The sequence below is a fragment of the Pseudomonas sp. NFACC56-3 genome (assembly GCF_900100025.1).
GTDB lineage: Bacteria > Pseudomonadota > Gammaproteobacteria > Pseudomonadales > Pseudomonadaceae > Aquipseudomonas > Aquipseudomonas fluorescens_AA.
In genome coordinates this window covers 142681-161295 of record NZ_FMTK01000005.1, presented here as the reverse complement: position 1 = coordinate 161295, position 18615 = coordinate 142681, and the positions used below count along the sequence as shown (strand labels likewise).

Here is an 18615-nt window from a genome sequence, read left to right as displayed (position 1 = left end):
GCTGTGCTGGGCAGGTTCCGCCCCTCATCAATGGGCAAACAACGAGTTGCCCTTCTGCCCCGCCAGTTTCTCCGGCTTGATCAGGAAGCGCGCCAGCGCCGGCAACAGCCACAGTGCACCGAACATGTTCCACAGCAGCATGAACGTCAGCATCAAGCCCATGTCGGCCTGGAACTTGATGGCCGAGAAGATCCAGGTGCACACGCCGATAGCCAGGCACAAACCGGTGAACAGCACCGCCTTGCCGGTGGATTTCAGCGTCTGGTAGTAAGCCTCCTGCAACGGCAACCCGGCCCGCAGGAAGCTTTCCAGGCGGCTGTAGATGTAGATGCCGTAGTCGACGCCGATCCCGACACCCAGCGCGACCACCGGCAGCGTCGCGACTTTCACACCGATGCCCATGAAAGCCATCAGGGCATTGCCCAGCACCGACGTCAGCACCAGCGGCAGCACGATGCACAGCGTCGCCGCCCAGGAACGGAAGGTGATCATGCACATGGTCGCCACGCAGATGTACACCAGGATCAGGATGGTCAGTTCCGATTCCTTGATCACTTCATTGGTGGCCGCCTCGATGCCGGCGTTACCGGCGGCGAGGAGGAACTCCAGGCCATCGCGGTTGTTTTCCTTGGCGAAGTCCTGCACCGCCTTCACCGCGCGGTCCAGGGTCTCGGCCTTGTGGTCGTTGAGGAACACCAGCACCGGCGCCAGGGAGCAGCTGTTGTTGTACAGGCCATCGGCCCGGGCGATGGAGTTGTTCAGCACATCAGGGTTGCGCGACAGGGTCTCCCATTTCAGGTTGCCCTCGTTCATGCCTTTGATCATTTGCTTGGACACGGTCACCAGGGAAATCGCCGACTGCACGCCCTCGGTGTTCTGCATCTTCCACATCAATTCGTCGATGGGGGCCATGGCTTCATAGCGCGAGCAGCCTTCGGCCTTGGTCTTGACCATCACCACCAGCACATCGGAACTGGTGGAGTAATTGCTGATGATGAAGTTGTTGTCCTGGTTATAGCGCGAGTCCGGACGCAGTTCCGGCGCGCCCTGGTCCAGGTCGCCGATCTTCAGGTTCTGGCTATACCAGAGGCCGCCGCCGAAAGCGATCACCGCCAGGGCAATGGACACCGGCGCGACCTTGGCGCTGGCGAAGTTCGACAGCCAGCGCCAGAACGGATGTTCCCGGTTCGCGTCTTTCTTGCTGCGCTCGACGGCGCGCTTGCTGATGCCGACGTAGGAAATCGCCACTGGCAACAGGATCAGGTTGGTGAACACGATCACTGCCACGCCGATGGAGGCGCCGATGGCCAGTTCGCGGATCACGCCGATGTCGATGATCAGCAAGGTGATGAAACCCACGGCGTCCGCCAGGATCGCGATCATCCCCGGCAGGAACAACTGGCGAAAGGTGCGCCGCGCCGCCGTCAGGGCGTTGTCCGCCTCGCTGGACTGCAAGGCGATGCCATTGATTTTCTGCACCCCGTGGGAAATGCCGATGGCGAAGATCAGGAACGGCACCAGCATCGAGTACGGATCCAGGCCGAAACCGGCCGCGTGCATCAGCCCCAGTTGCCAGACCACCGCCACCAGGGTGGTGGTCAACACCGCCACGGTGCTGCGTATGCAGTTCGTGAACCAGTACAGCAGGACCAGGGTGATGACGAAGGCCACGCCGAAGAACAGCACCACCATGACCAGGCCGTCGATCAAGTCACCGACTTTCTTGGCGAAACCGACGATATGGATCTGCACATTCGGGTTCTGGGCCTCGAACTTGTTGCGGATCTTGTCTTCAAGCTCGTGGGAAAACTTCCGATAGTCGAGGGCGAGCAATTTGCCCTGGTCCTGCGGGTCGGGATAGGACTCCAGCAGCGGAATGTCGATGATGCTCGACTTGAAGTCGTTGGCCACCAGGCGCCCGACCTGGCCGGACTTGAGCACGTTGTTGCGCAGCAGGTCGAGGCTGTCGGCCGAGCCGTTGTAGCTCTGGGGGATCACCTCGCCGCCGGCGAAGCCCTCCTCCGTCACTTCGGTCCAGCGCACGCTGGGGCTCCACAACGACTTGAGCCCGGAACGGTCGACACCGGAGATGTAGAAGACCTCGTCGTGGATCTGGCGCAGGGTCTCCATGTAGTCCTTGGAGAAGATGTCGCCATTGGTGGCTTCCACGGAAATGCGCACCGTGTTGCCCAGGTTCGCCAGGTCGTTGCGGTGCTCGAGCATCTTCTGGATGAAAGGATGCTCGAGGGGGATCATTTTTTCGAAACTGGTGGAGGGGCGGATCAGCGTGGCCTGCCAGAACAGGAAAATGCTGACCAGCAGGCAAATGACGATCACTGCCGGGCGGTTGTTGAAAATCAGGCGCTCGAGGAACGTCGCCTTGTCTTGGTGATGACTGCTCATGGGGTCCGCCTTCTTGTTTTTATGCCCGTCTTGCAGGCCTGACTCATTTGCTCAGTTCGGCGCCGGTGGAGGTGGTGGCGCGCACGCCGCCTTGCCCCGCCAGGATCAGATTGCCATTGCCTGCCGCCGTGACGGCCGCCACGGAGATTCGGTCCGGACGGTTGAACACGCTGAAGGTCTCGCCATCGTCGGTACTGCGCACCACACTGCCGCCGTTGCCGACAATCACGATGGAACCGTCCTCCAGCAGTGTGGCGCCCGACAGGCCGAATTCCAGGCTGCCCCGGGCGGCCTTGAGCTCGACCTGCTCCCAGGTGTCGCCAAAATCGGTGGAACGGTACAGGTTGCCGCGCAAGCCGTAGGCCAGCAGCGTCGAAGGCTGGGCGGTGCCGATGACCCCGAACAGCGAGCCTTCGTACGGGCCTTCGACCTTCTCCCAAGTCTGCCCCCCATCGGCGGAGCGGAACATGCTGCCGGCCTCCCCCACAATGAACAGCCCGGCGTCTTTCACGGCCGCGATTGCATTGAGGTGGAACTGGTCTTCGTTTTCGAGGCGGTCGCTGGCGTCTTCCCAGTGCTTGCCGCCGTCGGTGGTTTCCAGCAGCGCACCGTACGCACCCACGGCAAAACCGTTGCTCGCGTCCTTGAACCAGACATCCAGCAGCGGCGCTTCACGGGTGAGGTCTTCGTATTGCTTGGTCCAGGTGCTGCCACCGTCGTCGCTGGCGAGGATCTGCGCGTCGTGCCCCACGGCCCAGCCGTGCTTGTCGTCGACGAAAAATACTGCGGTGAGCAGTTGGCGGGTCGGCACCTTGGCCTGGGTCCAGGATGTGCCCTGGTCGTCGGAATAGACAATGTGCCCACGGTCGCCGACCGCCACCAGGCGCTGGCCGGCATGGACCACATCGAGCATCAGGGTTTTGCTGGCCTTGGCCGATTCGACGGAATAGATGACATCGGACGTCGACGCCGCAACGGCCATCACCGGTGCCGACAACACCGCAGAGCCCAGCAGCGAGAGCGCCGAAGCCAGCAACGCGATTCTGCGCAGCATCGGCGGCCGGCAGCGGCCCACAGCCATGACAGGCTCATTCATAGACCTTTCCCCCATTATTATTGTTATGGCTTGGTACGTTGCCAGTCTTGGAGCATAGTCCTGAAACCTGCAATCTAGAGCCACTTCGGAAGCTGGCCTATCCTATCGGGCTTTCGAAAGGTCTGACAATCGACGCCACGTTATCTTTTGTTAACCAGGGGGGTTGGCGCTGAGGGTGAATGGCGGGGTATTCGGTGGGGTGATGGCGAGAGGCTAGGCGGTGACGGGGCGGACGCGATCGCGAGCAAGCTCGCTCCCACAGTAGATCTTCAGCGAACACCTATTTTGTGATCAGCATGGATCCCTGTGGGAGCGAGCTTGCTCGCGATGGGAGCACCGCGGTCCGCCAGGCAGACCGCGGCATCGAGGTCACGCCAGGCTCTTGCTCACCACCTCGAACACATCGGCCGACAGCCCGCCTGACGCCAGGATGCGTTCCAGTTCGCCTTTCATCAACGCCTGGCGGGCGCTGTCATATTTGCGCCAGCGGGTCAGAGGCGCCAGCTGCCGCGAAGCGATCTGCGGGTTGAAGCCATTGAGCTGGATCACCAGGTCCGCCAGGAAGCGATAACCCGAACCGTCGGCGGCGTGGAAGTTGATCAGGTTCTGCCCGGCGAACGCGCCGACCAGTGCCCGCACCTTGTTCGGGTTCTTGATATTGAACGCCGGGTGCTCCATCAACGCCTTGACCCGTGCCAGGCCACCGGGCAACGGGCTGCCGGCCTGGACGCTGAACCATTGGTCCATGACCAGCGGGTTGCCCTTGAAGTTTTCCGCGAACACTTCCAGGGCCTTGGCCTTCTCGGTCTCGAACGGCGAGTTGACCAGCACCGCCAACGCCGTGAGGCGTTCAGTCATGTTGTCGGCGGTGTCGAACTGCTCCAGGGTCGCGCTCAGCACCTCAGGCTTGCCGGTGAGCATCAGGTACGACAGTGCGATGTTCTGCAACGCGCGGCGGGCGAAATGCTCGGCCTCGGCCACATACGGCGTGCGTTTGGACAGGTCGCGGTTGGCTTCATAACGCAGCCACAGGGCTTCGAACAGATTGTCGGCCAGTTGCTGGCGAGCGAACTCACGGGCGGCATGGATCGCCTCGACGTCAGCCACTTCGCTGATTTCCGTCAGGTAGGCTTCGCTTGGCAACGAAAGCATTTCCGCGACCATGGCCTGGTCCAGGGACTCGTCCGACAGCACGGTGCGCAATGCGCTGACCAGGCGCGGGTCCAGCGACAGGCTGGCGCCCTGCTGATGTTGGGCGATCAGTTCCTGCAGCACCTGCACCGACAACTGCTGGCCGGCATCCCAACGGTTGAAGCCGTCGCTGTCGTGCTGCATCAGGAACATCAATTGGTCGCGGTTGTACGGGAAGCTCAGCTTCACCGGTGCCGAGAAACCACGCAGCAACGAAGGCAGCGGTTGTTCGGCGACGTCGACGAAGGTGAAGGTCTGCTCGGCCTCGGTCACCGAGATCACCCGGGAGGTGCCGCTTGCCGCCGCTTCACCGGCCAGGCGCAACGGGATCTCGGCGCCTTGGCTGTCCAGCAGGCCCAGTTCCACGGGAATCACGAACGGCAGCTTTTCCTGTTTGTCCGGCGTTGGCGGGCAGCTCTGGCGGAAGGTCAGGCTGTAGGTCTTGGCAGCGGCGTCGTAAGACTCGCTCACCGCCAGCCGTGGTGTACCGGCCTGGCTGTACCAACGCTTGAACTGCGCCAGGTCGACGCCGTTGGCATCTTCCATGGCCTTGATGAAGTCGTCGCAGGTCACGGCCTGGCCGTCGTGGCGCTCGAAGTACAGGTCACTGCCCTTGCGGAACCCCTCAGGCCCCAGCAGGGTGTGGATCATGCCGACCACTTCCGAGCCCTTTTCGTACACGGTCAGGGTGTAGAAGTTGGAGATCTCGATAAAACTGTCCGGACGCACCGGGTGGGCCATGGGGCCGGCGTCTTCGGCGAACTGGTGGGTGCGCAGGTACGCCACGTCCTGGATGCGCTTGACGGTGGCGGAGTTCATGTCGGCCGAGAACCCGGCGTCGCGGAACACCGTGAAACCTTCCTTGAGCGACAGTTGGAACCAATCGCGGCAGGTCACGCGGTTGCCCGACCAGTTATGGAAGTATTCGTGGGCAACGATCGCCTCGACCCGCTGGTGCGCGGCATCGGTGGCGGTTTCGGCGCGGGCCAGCACGGCGCTGGAGTTGAAGATATTGAGCCCCTTGTTCTCCATGGCGCCCATGTTGAAGTCGTTGACCGCGACGATCATGAAGATGTCCAGGTCGTACTCGCGCCCATACACCTCTTCGTCCCAGCGCATCGACTTCTTCAGGCTGGTCATGGCGTGCTGGCATTTGTCGATGTTTTCCGGCTCGACGTAGATGCGCAGCGCCACATTACGCTCGGTCATGGTGGTGAAGGTGTCTTCGACGCACCACAGGTCACCGGCCACCAGGGCAAACAGGTAGGCCGGTTTCTTGAATGGGTCTTCCCAGGTCGCCCAGTGCCGGCCGTCTTCGCCGGGGCCGCTGGCAATCGGATTGCCGTTGGACAGCAGCACCGGATAACTGTGCTGCTCGGCCACCACGGTGGTGGTGAACTTGCTCATCACATCCGGACGGTCGAGGTAATAGGTGATCTTGCGGAACCCTTCGGCCTCGCACTGGGTGCAGAACATGCTACCGGATTTGTACAGGCCTTCCAGGGCGGTGTTGGTTTCCGGATGGATCCTGACGGTGGTGTCGACCGTAAAGGCCTGGGCCTTGGGGTGCACGGTCAGGTGATTGTCGTCCAGTTGATAGTCACCCTGCCCCAGGTCGGCATCGTCGAGCTTGAGGGAGATCAATTCAAGATGCTGACCATCGAGCACCAGCGGCGGCAGCCCGGCGCCACGCTCGGGGTTGCGGCGCATCACCAGTTGCGCATGGACCAGGCTGTGGTCCTCGAACAACTCGAAGGTCAGGTGTGTTTCGTCGATCAGGTACTCGGGGGCCTGATAGTCCTTGAGGTAAATCATCTTCGGTTGTTCGGTGCGCATGGGTCGAATCCTTCTACTGATGCACGGCGAGCTGGTAGGCCGTGTATTTACGAATGTTGATCACGCCGGTGTCGAAAATCAGGTATTGGCCCTTGACGCCCAGCAGCGTGCCTTCGGCGATCGGGTTCTTGTCCAGGTTGAAGCTGACGATCTTGGCCGGGTACTGCTCCACCGGGTAACGAATCTCGATGGGCTCGACGTCCGCTATGGTCTGGATCGCTTGCAGGCCGAATCGTTCCTGCAAGCCTTGCAAACCCTGGGCGCAGCTTTCGAACAGCGAATCGCGGATCGCCGGCAGGTCCACCGCTGTCGCGTCGCCCTTGAGCAAGGCGCGCCAGTTGGTCTTGTCCGCCACCTGGCTGCGGAACAGGTCTTCGACAAACCCTGACTGCTGGCGGGTGGCGACCCGCAGGATCGGCAGCGCCTGGCTGGCGCCCTGGTCCAGCCAGCGGGTCGGCAATTGCGTGGCGCGGGTAATGCCGACTTTCACGCCCGAGGAATTGGCCAGGTAGACCACATGATCGGTCATGCAGAATTGCTCGCCCCAGGCCGGATCACGGCAGGTGCCCGCGTCGAAATGGCAACGCTCCGGGCTCATGATGCACAGGTCGCACTGGGCCAGCTTGGTCATGCAAGGGTAGCAGTAACCCTGGCTGAAGCTGGTCTTGGTCCGGCGTCCGCAATGGGTGCAGTGGATCGCGCCGAGGTACTCCAGGCGGATCGTGCTGCCGATCAACGGGTTGACCGGCACCTCGACCTCGTCCAGGCGAAAGGCGTATTGAACGGTCGGCCCGTCAAGGCGTGCCGACATCTTGCTGATTGCACCGCGGCCAATCTCGATCAATGGATGGCGTCCGACTTGAACAGGATATTGGGCACTTCGATCGACTTCGACTGGCATTCCTGCGGGCCCATATAGCCGGTGCGCTCGTCTTCGGGCAGGTTCTGGACTTCCCAGGCGATCATGGCCTGCAGCGACAACTCGCGCTGCTCGGCAGTGAGCTTGTTGCCGTCGGCCCATTTACCGATTTCCACGGCCAGTTTCAGGCTGCGGTAGATATCGGGGGTGATGTTCTTGATCATTTCATTGAAGGAAGACATGGGTTCTCCGCGCAATCGCGCATTCTCAAAAGGCACAGGCGCCAGTCAAAGGGCCATTTTACGGCGAGCGAACAGCCCGCCCAACAAGCCCGTGAAGCATCCGACGAGCAGCCCGCCGACGTGGGCGGCATTGGCGATTTCACCGAAGCCGATCAGCGAAACCAACCCGGACAGGCACAGCAGCAACCACACCAGCATCATCACCAGCACCCCGCGGGGCAAGTGATAGGCCGGGTTCGGTGCGAGCAGTTGGTAGATCCAGCAATGGCCCAGCAGGCCGTACAACACCCCCGACAACCCGCCGAACAGCGTCGGCCCGCTGAAAAAGTACTGGGCGAAATTGGAAACGAGGCTGAACAGCAGCGTCAGCCCCAACAAATTGATCCCGCCCTGGCGCGCTTCGATCCGCCGCCCCAGTTCCCAATACCACATGCCATTCATGGCAATGTGCAGGAAGCCGAAGTGAATCAGCATCGGCGTTACCAGGCGCCACCATTGCCCCGCCGCCAGGCTATCGCCCAACGGCGTGAACTGGATGTAGTCGCCAACGACGCGAAACTCGAGGAAGGTCAGCCAGCGTAGCGTCGCAAGATTCTCCCCCAACAGGGTGACCGCGCTGACAATCAGGCTCAGCAACAGCACCAGGGCCGTCACTGGATGGCGGGTCAGTTGCTGGACGAACCCCGCTCGCCGGTAAGTCCCCCCATTGTCGGGCAGTTCCAACAGCTGTTCGGGATCGCCAGCGGGAAAACGGGCATACAACGCACGCACGTCCTCGCTGATTTCATCCGGCACCCAGAGCACCTGCTCGCCCGCCTCTTCGCTGACGCGATGGGGCACCTGCATGCGTTGCAGCAGCTTGACGAAGCCGCTCAGGTCCACTGCCAGGGGCAGGCGCAGAACCGCGATGGCACTCATTTCATCCCCTCCGGCCGCTCGACATCGACCCAGACGAACTTGTGCGGATCCAGGCGGGTTTCCTGGTCGAGGCGATAGGCGACCAGCTTGCCGTAGAGCACCGCGCTGTAATCCAGGCAGGCCAGGTTCGGGCGGATCGGCGCGGGTTTTCCGCTGCGCCAGTAGTGACCGACGAACAACAGCGGCTCTTCGACGCCATAGCGCAGCAGGTTGTTTTTTTCATCCGGCGACAGCGGCGTGCGGGCCACCGGTTCCGGCAAGGCGTCGGGCTGGAACACGATGTCGCCGTAGGTCTGCGGGTTGTCTTCCCAGAACTTGGTGCGGAAAAACGAACGGGTCAGGCCATCGCCCCCCGTCAGCGTCAGGCCGTGGGGCAGGCGCATGTCCGTGCCGCGCAGCAAGCGATCGAACACCGTGCAGGCAAAACTGCCCGGTTGCGCCGAGGCCTGGAGGAAATGCTCGTCGACACAACCGTCCGGGAACAGGCCCCGCAGCGGTTCGATCAGGCTGGCATCCCAACAGGCGTGCACCACCCGGAAGCGGTTAGCGTCGACAAACAGCGGCAGCTCATAGAACCATTCGAGAAAGTCATGCCAGTCGCCGGGATGCTGCTCGAACTGGGTCAGTGTCTCGTTGAGCAGGCGGGCATGGCGCGGCGTGTGTTCGCGCACGTAGCGCTGGCCGCTGCCCGGCAAGGCCGGTGTGCTCCAGCCCAGGGCGTTGAACTCGTGGTTGCCCATGATGCACAGCGCTTGGCCGGCCATGACCATGTCGTGGACGATGTGCAGCGCCTCGCGGATCCGCGGGCCACGGTCGATGATGTCCCCCAGGAACACGGCCATGCGCGACGGATGCCGCCAGACCCCGCCCTGCTTGTGGTAACCGAGTCGGTCCAGCAGGTGTTCCAGGGTCAGGGCGCATCCGTGCACGTCACCGATCAAATCGTAACTGCGCGCAGGATCGAGCATCAGTCGCCTCCACCCCCCAACCGACTGCCCCAGCCAAGCTTGGTCCGGCAGACTTCGTAGTAATTGTGATCCAGCGGATGGATCAGGCGCAGCTTCTGCGCTTTTTTGCTGACGGTGATGGTGTCACCCGGCGCGCAGGTGAAATGGTTCTGACCGTCACAGGACACTTGCGGGTAGATCTGCATATCCTTGGACACGACGATTTTCAGCTCACTGTTGCCATCGACCACGATCGGTCGCCCAGACAAGGTATGGGGGTACATGGGCACAATCACAATAGCGTCGAGCTTGGGATGCATGATCGGCCCGCCGGCCGACAGCGCATAGGCGGTGGAACCGGTGGGGGTGGCGACGATCAGGCCGTCGGCTTTCTGGCTGCAGACGAACTGGCCGTCGATGTACAACTCGAATTCGATCATCCGCGTGGACTTGCCGGGGTGCAGCACCACGTCGTTGAGGGCGTCGCCCTGGCCGATGGCCTCGGCGTGACGGCGGACCTCGGCCTGCAGCAGGAAGCGGTTTTCCACCAGGTAGTGGCCGTCCAGCACCTCGGCGACCTTGATCTCCAGCTCATCGGGGCGGATATCGGTAAGGAACCCCAGGCTGCCGCGGTTGATCCCCAGCACCGGGATATTGTGCCGCGCCAGTGCCCGGGCGGCCCCCAGCAGGCTGCCGTCGCCGCCGACCACGATCACCATGTCACAGACTTCGCCGAGCATCTTGCGCGACGACGTCTGCAAGCCATGGCCCGGCAGGACTTCGGCGATGGTATCTTCGAGGATCACATGCAGGTGCCGCTCCAGGAGGAAACGTTTGAGACGGCGAACGGTGTCCAACACCTGCGAACTGCCCAGGCGACCGATGATGCCGATATTGCGAAATTGCTCCATGAGGCTCCTGCGAGGGTCTGCGGCGGGCGAAAAACACGATTATGGGCGAAAGCGCGCCGTAGACAAAATCCTTTAAGCCTTCAGCGCAACGGCTATGCTCGCAAGATGATCCTGTTCCCTGAATTGCTGGACTTGCCCCGACGCCTGCACCATCCCGAAGTGCGCGATCTCGCGTGGACGATCATCGCCCCGCCGATGCTCATCGATACGCCCTGGCCCCAGCGCCATCCCCTGACGGGCAGTGATTGGGTGCAGGAGCCTGGCCGACTGGAACACTGGCTGCGGCAACTGGACCGCGACAGCTACCCATTGCTGCACTGCCTGTCCCAAGGGCGAACGCGCCGCCTGGGCCTGTATTACGAAAGGCTGTGGCAATTCGCCGTGCAGCATGCTCCGGGCATCGAATTGATCGCCGCGAACCTGCCGATCCGACGCGAAGGCCATACCTTGGGCGAGCTGGACCTGTTGCTGCGTGATCGCGACGGCATCCACCACCTGGAACTGGCCATCAAGTTGTACCTCGGCCCCCAGCACGGAAACGGACTGGACGCCGCGCAATGGCTGGGCCCGGGCTGCCATGACCGGCTCGACCGAAAACTGGCGCATCTGCGCGAGCACCAATTGCCGATCTCGGCCCGCCCGGAAAGCCGCGAGGCCCTGGCGGCACTGGGCATCGAGCCCTCGGGCCTCGAACTGTTTCGCTCCGAGCTGTGGCTGGGCGGGTATTTGCTCTACCCCTGGCCGGGCCAGGCCGAACCACCGGCCGGCGCCCACCCCAGGCATTTGCGCGGTCGCTGGCTGCATCAACGGGACTGGCCTGCGTTCATCGCCCAACGTCCGCCGGGCCGCTGGCAACCCCTGCCCCGCGCCGCCTGGCTGGCCCCGGCGCATTATCCGGCCGAGCAAACCTGGAGCACCGCGCAACTGGAGGCTTGGCGAATGGCCCTGGACCCCATGGCGCCGGCACAGTTGATGGTGCGCCTGAGCGAAAACGCCGAGGGCGAGTGGGAAGAAGCCGAGCGGGTGTTCCTGGTAGCGGATCGTTGGCCGGATGTGCCGGGCGGTGGCTGAGCCTTGTGCTGCCTGTCAGGACCTCATCGCGAGCAAGCTCGCTCCCACATTGGAATGCGCGCCCTTGTGGGAGCGAGCTTGCTCGCGATAAAGCCAACTCGGTTCTAGAAGGACAACCGCACAGCCAACGCCGCCAACGTCACCAGCAGCACCGGCACGGTCAGCACAATCCCGACCTTGAAGTAATACCCCCAGCCGATCTGGATGTTCTTGCGCGCCAGCACATGCAGCCACAGCAACGTCGCCAGGCTGCCAATCGGCGTGATTTTCGGGCCCAGGTCGCTGCCGATGACGTTGGCGTAGATCATCGCCTCCTTCACCACCCCGGTGGCCTGGCTGGCGTCGATGGACAAGGCGCCGATCAGCACCGTCGGCAAATTGTTCATGGCCGACGAGAGCAACGCCGTCAGCACACCGGTGCCCATGGCCGCGCCCCACACGCCATATTCGGCGAAACTGTCGAGCCAATGGGCCAGGTAACCGGTCAGCCCGGCGTTGCGCAGGCCATAGACCACCAGGTACATGCCCAGGGAAAAGATCACGATCTGCCAGGGCGCTTCCTTCATCGCCTTGCGGGTGGAGATCTTGTGGCCGTGGGCCGCGACCGCCAGCAGCAACGCAGCACAGACCGCCGAGATCGCACTGATGGGAATCCCCAGCGGCTCCAGGGCAAAGCAGCCCAGCAGCAGGATCACCAGCACCGCCCAGCCGGCATAGAACGTCGCCTTGTCGTGGATCGCCGTCGCCGGATCGTCCAGTTGATCGGGGTCATAGTCACGTGGGATATCGCGGCGAAAGAACCACAGCAGTATCGCCAGGCTGGCCGCCACGCTCACCAGGTTCACCGGCACCATGACCGCCGCGTAGCGGTTGAAACCAATGCCGAAGAAGTCCGCCGAGACGATGTTCACCAGGTTCGACACCACCAGCGGCAGGCTCGCGCTGTCGGCAATGAAACCGGCGCCCATCACGAACGCCAGGGTCGCCGCCGGGGAAAACCGCAGGGCCAGCAACATGGAAATCACGATAGGCGTGAGGATCAGCGCCGCCCCGTCATTGGCAAACAACGCCGACACCAGCGCCCCCAGCAACACCATGAAGGCAAACAGCTTGCGCCCACTGCCCCGGCCCCAGCGAGCCACATGCAAGGCCGCCCAGGCGAAGAACCCCGCCTCGTCCAGCAGCAGGCTGATGATGATCAGCGCGACGAACGTCCCGGTGGCGTTCCAGATGATCTGCCAGACCAGCGGGATGTCACTGACCTGCACCACCCCGCTCAGCAAGGCCAGTACCGCGCCCAGCGTCGCGCTCCAGCCAACGCCCAACCCCTTGGGTTGCCAGATCACCAACGTAATGGTCAGCAGGAAAATCAACGACGCGATGAGCATGCGCAACAGCCTTGAAAAAGGGATGGGAAAGAAGGAATCAGCAGCAACGCGCCACCGGACGATCAGGCATGGCGTTCAAGCGCTGCACATCCGCTGTCAGCCAGGCGGTACTGGCCGCCAACGCCTGCTCCAGCATCGTACTGACCCAGGCCGGTAACTGCGGGTGCTGGCGGTAATAAACCCACTGCCCCTGGCGTCGGTCGCTGAGCAGCCCAGCGTTGCGCAACTGCGCCAGGTGCCGGGAAATCTTCGGCTGGCTCAGGCCCAGCGCGGCGGTGAGCTCACAGACACACAACTCGCCTTCACGGGCCACCAGCAACGCAATGCGCGTACGGGTGTCATCGGCCAGGGCCTTGAAGACATCGACGGGGTTGGGGGAATCGGGCATGGCGTGGGCAAGCCTGGGATGAGCGAATGGCGAATATATGGATATTCGAATACTCAGTAAAGCTCTGGATGGGTCGCGCAAAACGCTTTTGTGGCGAGGGAGCTTGCTCCCGCTCGGTTGCGCAGCGACCGCCCAAAGGGGCCTGCTGCGCAGTCCAGCGGGAGCAAGCTCCCTCGCCACGGGTTTATCTGGAATCTCGAGCATCAAGCCTTTTTATGTTGCTCGACCCACTTGCCATAGGCATCGATGAATTTTTGCAAGAATGGCCTGACGGACTCCGACAGGTTGCCCGCCTCGTCGAACGCCGTCCCGGCGTTACTCAGGTAGCCTTCCGGCTGCTGCATGCAGGGCACGTCAAGGAACACCAGGGACTGGCGCAAATGATGATTGGCGCCGAAACCGCCAATGGCACCCGGCGAGGCGCTGATCACCGCGCCCGGCTTGCCACTCAGGCAACTCTGGCCGTAGGGGCGCGACCCCACATCGATGGCATTTTTCAACGGTGCCGGCACCGAACGGTTGTACTCCGGCGTGACGAACAACAAGGCATCGGCCGCGCCTACCTGCTGGCGGAAAGTGCTGTAGGCTGGCGGAGGGGAAACATCGATGTCTTCGTTGTAGAGCGGTAACTCGCCAATCTCGATGATATTCAGTTTGAGGTTGGCTGGCGCCAGGTCAGCCAGTGCCAGCGCGACCTTGCGGTTGATCGATGCCTTGCGCAGGCTGCCCACCAAAACGGCCACTGTGTAGACATTACTCATGAGAGGCTTCTCGACTGTCGGCTCAAAGGAGCCTGTAGTTATAGATGATCGGGGTGACAATTGGACCAGTGGAGCGACAAAAACCGGCCGGCTGGACTATTTTTTTCATGTAGGAAAACTTACCGCGCTTGACCAGGGTCTACAGAACCGCAAATCGAGTGATCTATTTCCAGAGGTTCTAAGCAATGGCAGCAGTACTTGTCGGACAATTTCATGCGCGGGACGCCGAAGGTCGCGTCTATTCGGTGCATGAGTTTCAGGAATCGACCCCGTCGCCCGACGGAAACGGCAAGGAGCCTGTCACTACCTATAAATTGGCTATCGGGGATCGAGTCAACAAGCTCGACGACGGCAGATTTATTCTCGTGCAATCCCAAATCGAATTGACGCGCGAACCGGAAACGCCACTGCCCACTCAAACGCCCACTGAAACGCAAATAGCTTCATAACCGTTGGTTATGAGCAGAAGTCATGCCCGGACTTGGGTTAGGATTCAGCCAATCAATGGCTCACCCGCCGAACATGGACTTCTTGCATGCGTTTACGCCACATCGAAGTGATCCAGGCGCTGCTGCAGACCGGCCACCTCGGCACGGCGGCCGAATGGCTGCAACTGCCGGTGGCGGAGGTCGAGGCGATACTGCGCGATGCCGAGGCCCAATTGGGTTTCATGCTGTTCGCCAGCGTGCGCGGTCGCTTGCAGGCCACCCGGGAAACCCTTGAATTGCGCGACGGTATCACGCGGGTATACGACACCCTCGAACCGGTGCAGCGCCTGGCCAGCAGCCTGAAACACCATCAGGCAGCGCCCTTGCGCATTATCTGCACACCGCCGCTGGCCCAGCGGTTGCTGCCCCAGAGCATCGCCGCCTTGCGTCGTCGCCATCCGGATGCGCCGTGCACCCTGCTCAGCCGACCGACCCGCGACATCGTCCACAGCCTGCTGTTGCGCGAAAGCGACCTGGGCCTGAGCCTGCACGACCCGGAACATCCCGATATCCATTGCCGGATGATCGCCCAGGGCAAACTGCAATTGCTCGCGCCCCACGGCTGGCTGCAACCTCGTCAAAAATATATTTCGCTTCAGGACCTGGCGGGCCAGCCGTTGGTGGGCCTGGATGGCCACGACCCGCTGAGCCCCGCATTCGAGCATAAACTGGCGGCGCTGCGTCCGGCGCCCATGATCCAGCTCCGCGTCCAGACCCATCAGATGATGCGCGCCATGGTCGAGGCCGGCGAAGGCCTGGCCATCGTCGACCCGTTCACCGCCTCGGGCGCCAAGGACGGCGGCCTCGACGTCTGCCCGGTATCGCCCGCCATCGCGATTGGCCTCTATGCCTTGAGCCTCAACGGCGCCCCCTCTTCACCCGCCCTTCAATCGCTGCTGGAACGGGTTACGGAACAAGCCGAGGCGTTGCTGAACCACTGATCGACATGCCCAGTGGGTCGTCGAACAGCCGGTACCAGAACAGCGCGACTTCGGCGGTATGCCGGTCAATGCCACGATAGCGCAGGTGATCGATGCCACCCAGTACGTAACCGCAACGCTCATAGAGCCGGCAGGCGCCCAGATTGTTGTTCTGGGTCTCGAGCATGATGCCCGGCAGTTTTTTCTTGCGGCTCCAGAACTGGGCGACATCGAGCAACGCCTTGGCCACCCCGTGGCGACGGGCCGGGGCGTGTACCGCCAGCTCGTCAATGTGGGCATAGCCGTTCCAGTTGGTACTGACCACCAGGTGCCCGACGGGCTGGTCATCGAGGTAGGCCATGAAGATCTCGCTGTCCGGGGCATCGCGGAAGCTGCTGAACTCCTCGGGATCGATGCCATAGCACTTGCGATAGGGAACGATGGGCGTCACCGGCCATTGGCTGACGGGACGGCCGATCTGCGCCGTCGCGTAGTCGCTGACTTCAAAGCTGAAATCGCTGCCCCAGATGTAGGCGGCAAAGCCATCATCGACGATGCGCACCGACAGTCCGGGGTGCTTGGGATTCATGACCGGTTGCATACTGGGGAAGGTCCTCATTCCTTGAAGCACCCAACGGTGTGGTGCCATCCATTGCCCTTGTCTTTCAAATCATCACACATCAAGCGGGATCCGTACCGTAGCCTGCCCTCAGGGTAGAAGGTCGTGGCAATTGTGGCGAGAAATGAACAATGGGTGCCCCTGCGAAAACGAGCGCGTTCGCGGTGGCGGTAGTCCAGCCTGCACCAATGCTGAATGTGCCGCCGTCATCGCGAGCAAGCTCGCTCCCACAGGAGGGGTTTCATCAGTGCGTGGCGGCCTGTGCCTCGGCCAACTGTGTCCACAATGCCGGAGCACCCGCGGACTTGGCGATGGCTTCCAGACGCGCGGCATGCTCGGCCAGGTCGTTTTCGCTGGCGCGAATGATCCGCGAAGGCTGGCGGTCGGCGGGCAAACGGCGAATTTCCGTGGCCTGGTTGCCGGAGCCTTCGCCGGTACCGTTGCCGTCCGAGGCGTTGCCGGCCAGGGACAGGCTGGTCTGGCCGCCGGTCATGGCCAGGTAGACGTCGGCCAGAATCTCGGAGTCGAGCAAGGCGCCGTGCAGTTCACGACCGGAGTTGTCGACACCGTAGCGCTTGCACAAGGCGTCGAGACTGTTGCGCTGCCCCGGATGCCGTTCCCGGGCCATCATCAGGGTGTCGAGGATGGTGCAATGCTGGGTGATGTCGGCCCGTTCGTGTTGCCCCATCAGGGCGAATTCGTTGTTGATGAACCCCACGTCGAACGCCGCGTTGTGGATGATCAACTGCGCGCCCTGGATGAATTCGAAGAACTCATCGGCCACTTCGGCAAACCGCGGCTTGCCCACCAGGAATTCGTTGGTGATGCCGTGGACGCCGATAGCGCCCTCGTCACTTTCACGGTCCGGTTGCAGGTAAACGTGGAAATGGCGACCGGTCAGACGCCGGCCGATCAGCTCGACACAACCGATTTCAATAATCCGGTGACCATCGGTCACCGGCATGCCGGTGGTTTCGGTATCCAGTACTACAGATCTGTTGGCCATCAGTGTTCAGCTCTCAGCGGGCAGTCTTTCAAAAGGGCGGATCTTAACACGCTCACGCCAGTGCATCCGCAATGTCCTGTCAGCCAGGCTTTTTATGGCCTGGCGCTCTTGTGGCGAGGGAGCTTGCTCCCGCTCGGTTGCGTAGCGACCGCCTCAGGGGCCTGCTTCGCAGTCCAGCGGGAGCAAGCTCCCTCGCCACAGGTGTCATCCTGTACCGATCCTGACAACGCCCCTGTCAGGCCTGCTTGTAGCCCCGCACCTCATCCACCCCTCGATTGGCCAACTGGTCGGCCCGCTCGTTGCCGTGGTGGCCGATATGACCGCGCACCCATTTCCAGGTGACGTTGTGGCGGTTGACCTGCTCATCCAGCAGCTTCCAGAGGTCGGCGTTTTTCACCGGTTCCTTCGCCGCCGTCTTCCAGCCGCGCTTCTTCCAGTTGGCCATCCACTCGTTGATGCCTTTCATCACGTATTGCGAGTCGGTCACCAGCAGTACATCGCAAGGCCGCTTGAGCTCTTCCAGGCCTCGGATGGCGCCCATCAGCTCCATGCGATTGTTGGTGGTATTGGCTTCGCCGCCCCAGAGTTCCTTCTCCACGCCCTTGCACACCAGCAACGCGCCCCAACCGCCCGGGCCGGGGTTGCCCTTGCAGGCGCCATCAGTGAAGAGTTCTACGCTATCGCTCATGCCAATCTATCCAGAAAAAATGCAAAGGCCAGCCGACCAGGCGACTGATGCCTGTAGTCAAAAGGCCGGCCAGGCCTGCTCAAAAGGGTTATGGCTCGATGTGACGACGATTGACCTTGGCCATCGGCAAGGGAATCAGCTTGCCCATCGGCTCGCGTCGCGCCTGACGCACCGGGCGCAGCCCGACCGCGATCTTGCGCGCCACCAGCAGGTAGAAACCGCCGCCGGACAGCTGCCAGTCGCCGGCCTTGCGCTCCCAGCCGGCCAGGCGAGCCTGCCACTTGGGTGACGCAAGCGGCGGACGATAGCACCCGAAGCGGCGTTTCTCCAGCGCGAAGCCCAGCAGGTTGAGCCAGTCGCCGACCCTCGACGCCGAGATGCAGCGGGCCTGGCGCAAGGCGTCGTGGGCAAACACATGACGCAACCCCCAGGCGCTCCAGGGATTGATACCGATGATCAACAGATGCCCGCCGGGGCGCACGCTGCTGGCGGCTTCACGCAGCAAACCGTGGGGCGAGAGGCAGAAATCCAGGCCGTGCTGCATGACCACCACGTCGGCGGCATGTTCGCTCAGCGGCCAGGCCTGCTCCTCGCAGACGATTTCCACCCCGGGCAACGGCGCCCCCAGGCGTACGTTACGCTGGACCTGCGGTGCCGACGGCGGCGTTTGCGCCGAAGGCCCGTAGTGCACCAGATAGCCGCCAAAGAACCGGCCCAACTCGTCTTCGAGCATGCGCCGTTCCTCTTCCAGCAAAAATTGCCCGACAGGGCCGGACAGCCATTCACGGGCGGCGCTGATCAACGCCAGCCAGTCAGGATCAGCCTGAGCGAACGCTTCATCGGTCATTGCATTCTCCAACGCGTCAGGAAGTTCTAAGATGCG

The 18615-nt window shown here is 62.4% G+C and carries 18 protein-coding genes; 3 read left to right on the top strand and 15 right to left on the bottom strand.

Annotation, left to right across the window (positions count from 1 at the left end; genetic code table 11):
* Positions 1–27 precede the first annotated feature (27 nt).
* The 8 genes from BLO80_RS09975 to BLO80_RS09940 all read right to left on the bottom strand — a co-directional run bounded on the left by BLO80_RS09975 (position 28) and on the right by BLO80_RS09940 (position 10403).
* Positions 28–2403 (bottom strand): efflux RND transporter permease subunit, encoded by a 2376-nt coding sequence (locus BLO80_RS09975; RefSeq protein ID WP_092327772.1) that lies wholly within the window; start codon positions 2401–2403, stop codon positions 28–30.
* A 43-nt stretch (positions 2404–2446) separates the two neighbouring features.
* The gene (locus BLO80_RS09970; protein WP_092327771.1) at positions 2447–3499 is read right to left on the bottom strand and encodes a WD40/YVTN/BNR-like repeat-containing protein; all 1053 of its coding nucleotides are present in this window, start codon (positions 3497–3499) and stop codon (positions 2447–2449) included.
* Positions 3500–3868: 369 nt separating this feature from the next.
* Positions 3869–6526, bottom strand: a complete 2658-nt coding sequence (gene pepN, locus BLO80_RS09965; RefSeq protein ID WP_092327769.1) for an aminopeptidase N — start codon at positions 6524–6526, stop codon at positions 3869–3871.
* A 13-nt stretch (positions 6527–6539) separates the two neighbouring features.
* Positions 6540–7370, bottom strand: coding sequence for a DUF2797 domain-containing protein (locus BLO80_RS09960; protein ID WP_092327767.1), 831 nt, complete (start codon positions 7368–7370; stop codon positions 6540–6542).
* Positions 7367–7627, bottom strand: a complete 261-nt coding sequence (locus tag BLO80_RS09955; protein WP_072404544.1) for a YeaC family protein — start codon at positions 7625–7627, stop codon at positions 7367–7369. The genes BLO80_RS09960 and BLO80_RS09955 overlap by 4 nt, the downstream gene beginning before the upstream one ends.
* A gap of 45 nt (positions 7628–7672) precedes the next feature.
* The gene (locus BLO80_RS09950; RefSeq protein ID WP_092327766.1) at positions 7673–8545 is read right to left on the bottom strand and encodes a rhomboid family intramembrane serine protease; all 873 of its coding nucleotides are present in this window, start codon (positions 8543–8545) and stop codon (positions 7673–7675) included.
* Positions 8542–9516: a metallophosphoesterase gene (locus tag BLO80_RS09945; protein ID WP_371914570.1), complete on the bottom strand. Its 975-nt coding sequence runs from the start codon at positions 9514–9516 to the stop codon at positions 8542–8544. The genes BLO80_RS09950 and BLO80_RS09945 overlap by 4 nt, the downstream gene beginning before the upstream one ends.
* Positions 9513–10403: an NAD(+) kinase gene (locus BLO80_RS09940; RefSeq protein ID WP_003180647.1), complete on the bottom strand. Its 891-nt coding sequence runs from the start codon at positions 10401–10403 to the stop codon at positions 9513–9515. Before BLO80_RS09940 ends, BLO80_RS09945 begins: the two co-directional genes overlap by 4 nt.
* A 105-nt stretch (positions 10404–10508) precedes the next feature.
* Here BLO80_RS09940 and BLO80_RS09935 point away from each other — a divergent pair, with 105 nt between their 5' ends.
* Positions 10509–11474 carry a DUF1853 family protein gene (locus tag BLO80_RS09935; RefSeq protein WP_092327763.1) on the top strand — a complete coding sequence of 322 codons (966 nt, stop codon included), beginning with the start codon at positions 10509–10511 and terminating at the stop codon, positions 11472–11474.
* Between the two features lie 104 nt (positions 11475–11578).
* Here the strand turns inward: BLO80_RS09935 and BLO80_RS09930 are convergent, their stop codons facing one another.
* The 3 genes from BLO80_RS09930 to BLO80_RS09920 form a co-directional block, all read right to left on the bottom strand.
* Positions 11579–12862: an arsenic transporter gene (locus BLO80_RS09930; RefSeq protein WP_092327761.1), complete on the bottom strand. Its 1284-nt coding sequence runs from the start codon at positions 12860–12862 to the stop codon at positions 11579–11581.
* Positions 12863–12899: 37 nt separating this feature from the next.
* Positions 12900–13250, bottom strand: a complete 351-nt coding sequence (locus BLO80_RS09925) for a metalloregulator ArsR/SmtB family transcription factor (protein ID WP_060741977.1) — start codon at positions 13248–13250, stop codon at positions 12900–12902.
* Positions 13251–13453: 203 nt separating this feature from the next.
* Complete coding sequence (locus BLO80_RS09920) at positions 13454–14011, bottom strand: NADPH-dependent FMN reductase (protein WP_072404556.1); 558 nt, start codon at positions 14009–14011, stop codon at positions 13454–13456.
* Positions 14012–14196: 185 nt separating this feature from the next.
* Here BLO80_RS09920 and BLO80_RS09915 point away from each other — a divergent pair, with 185 nt between their 5' ends.
* Both BLO80_RS09915 and BLO80_RS09910 read left to right on the top strand, forming a co-directional pair.
* The gene (locus BLO80_RS09915) at positions 14197–14460 is read left to right on the top strand and encodes a hypothetical protein (protein WP_092327759.1); all 264 of its coding nucleotides are present in this window, start codon (positions 14197–14199) and stop codon (positions 14458–14460) included.
* Between the two features lie 86 nt (positions 14461–14546).
* The gene (locus BLO80_RS09910) at positions 14547–15440 is read left to right on the top strand and encodes a LysR family transcriptional regulator (protein ID WP_092327758.1); all 894 of its coding nucleotides are present in this window, start codon (positions 14547–14549) and stop codon (positions 15438–15440) included.
* Here BLO80_RS09910 and BLO80_RS09905 read toward each other — a convergent pair.
* From BLO80_RS09905 to BLO80_RS09890, 4 genes are all read right to left on the bottom strand, one after another.
* The gene (locus BLO80_RS09905) at positions 15406–16020 is read right to left on the bottom strand and encodes a GNAT family N-acetyltransferase (protein WP_060741973.1); all 615 of its coding nucleotides are present in this window, start codon (positions 16018–16020) and stop codon (positions 15406–15408) included. The genes BLO80_RS09910 and BLO80_RS09905 overlap by 35 nt on opposite strands.
* Before the next feature lie 262 nt (positions 16021–16282).
* Positions 16283–17044, bottom strand: coding sequence for a DNA polymerase III subunit epsilon (gene dnaQ, locus BLO80_RS09900; protein WP_092327756.1), 762 nt, complete (start codon positions 17042–17044; stop codon positions 16283–16285).
* Between the two features lie 235 nt (positions 17045–17279).
* Entirely contained in the window at positions 17280–17732 is a 453-nt protein-coding gene (gene rnhA, locus BLO80_RS09895; RefSeq protein ID WP_030142629.1) for a ribonuclease HI, read from the bottom strand.
* 88 nt (positions 17733–17820) lie between these two features.
* On the bottom strand, positions 17821–18579 hold the full coding sequence (locus tag BLO80_RS09890) for a class I SAM-dependent methyltransferase (protein ID WP_057452232.1): 759 nt from the start codon (positions 18577–18579) through the stop codon (positions 17821–17823).
* Positions 18580–18615: the final 36 nt, after the last annotated feature.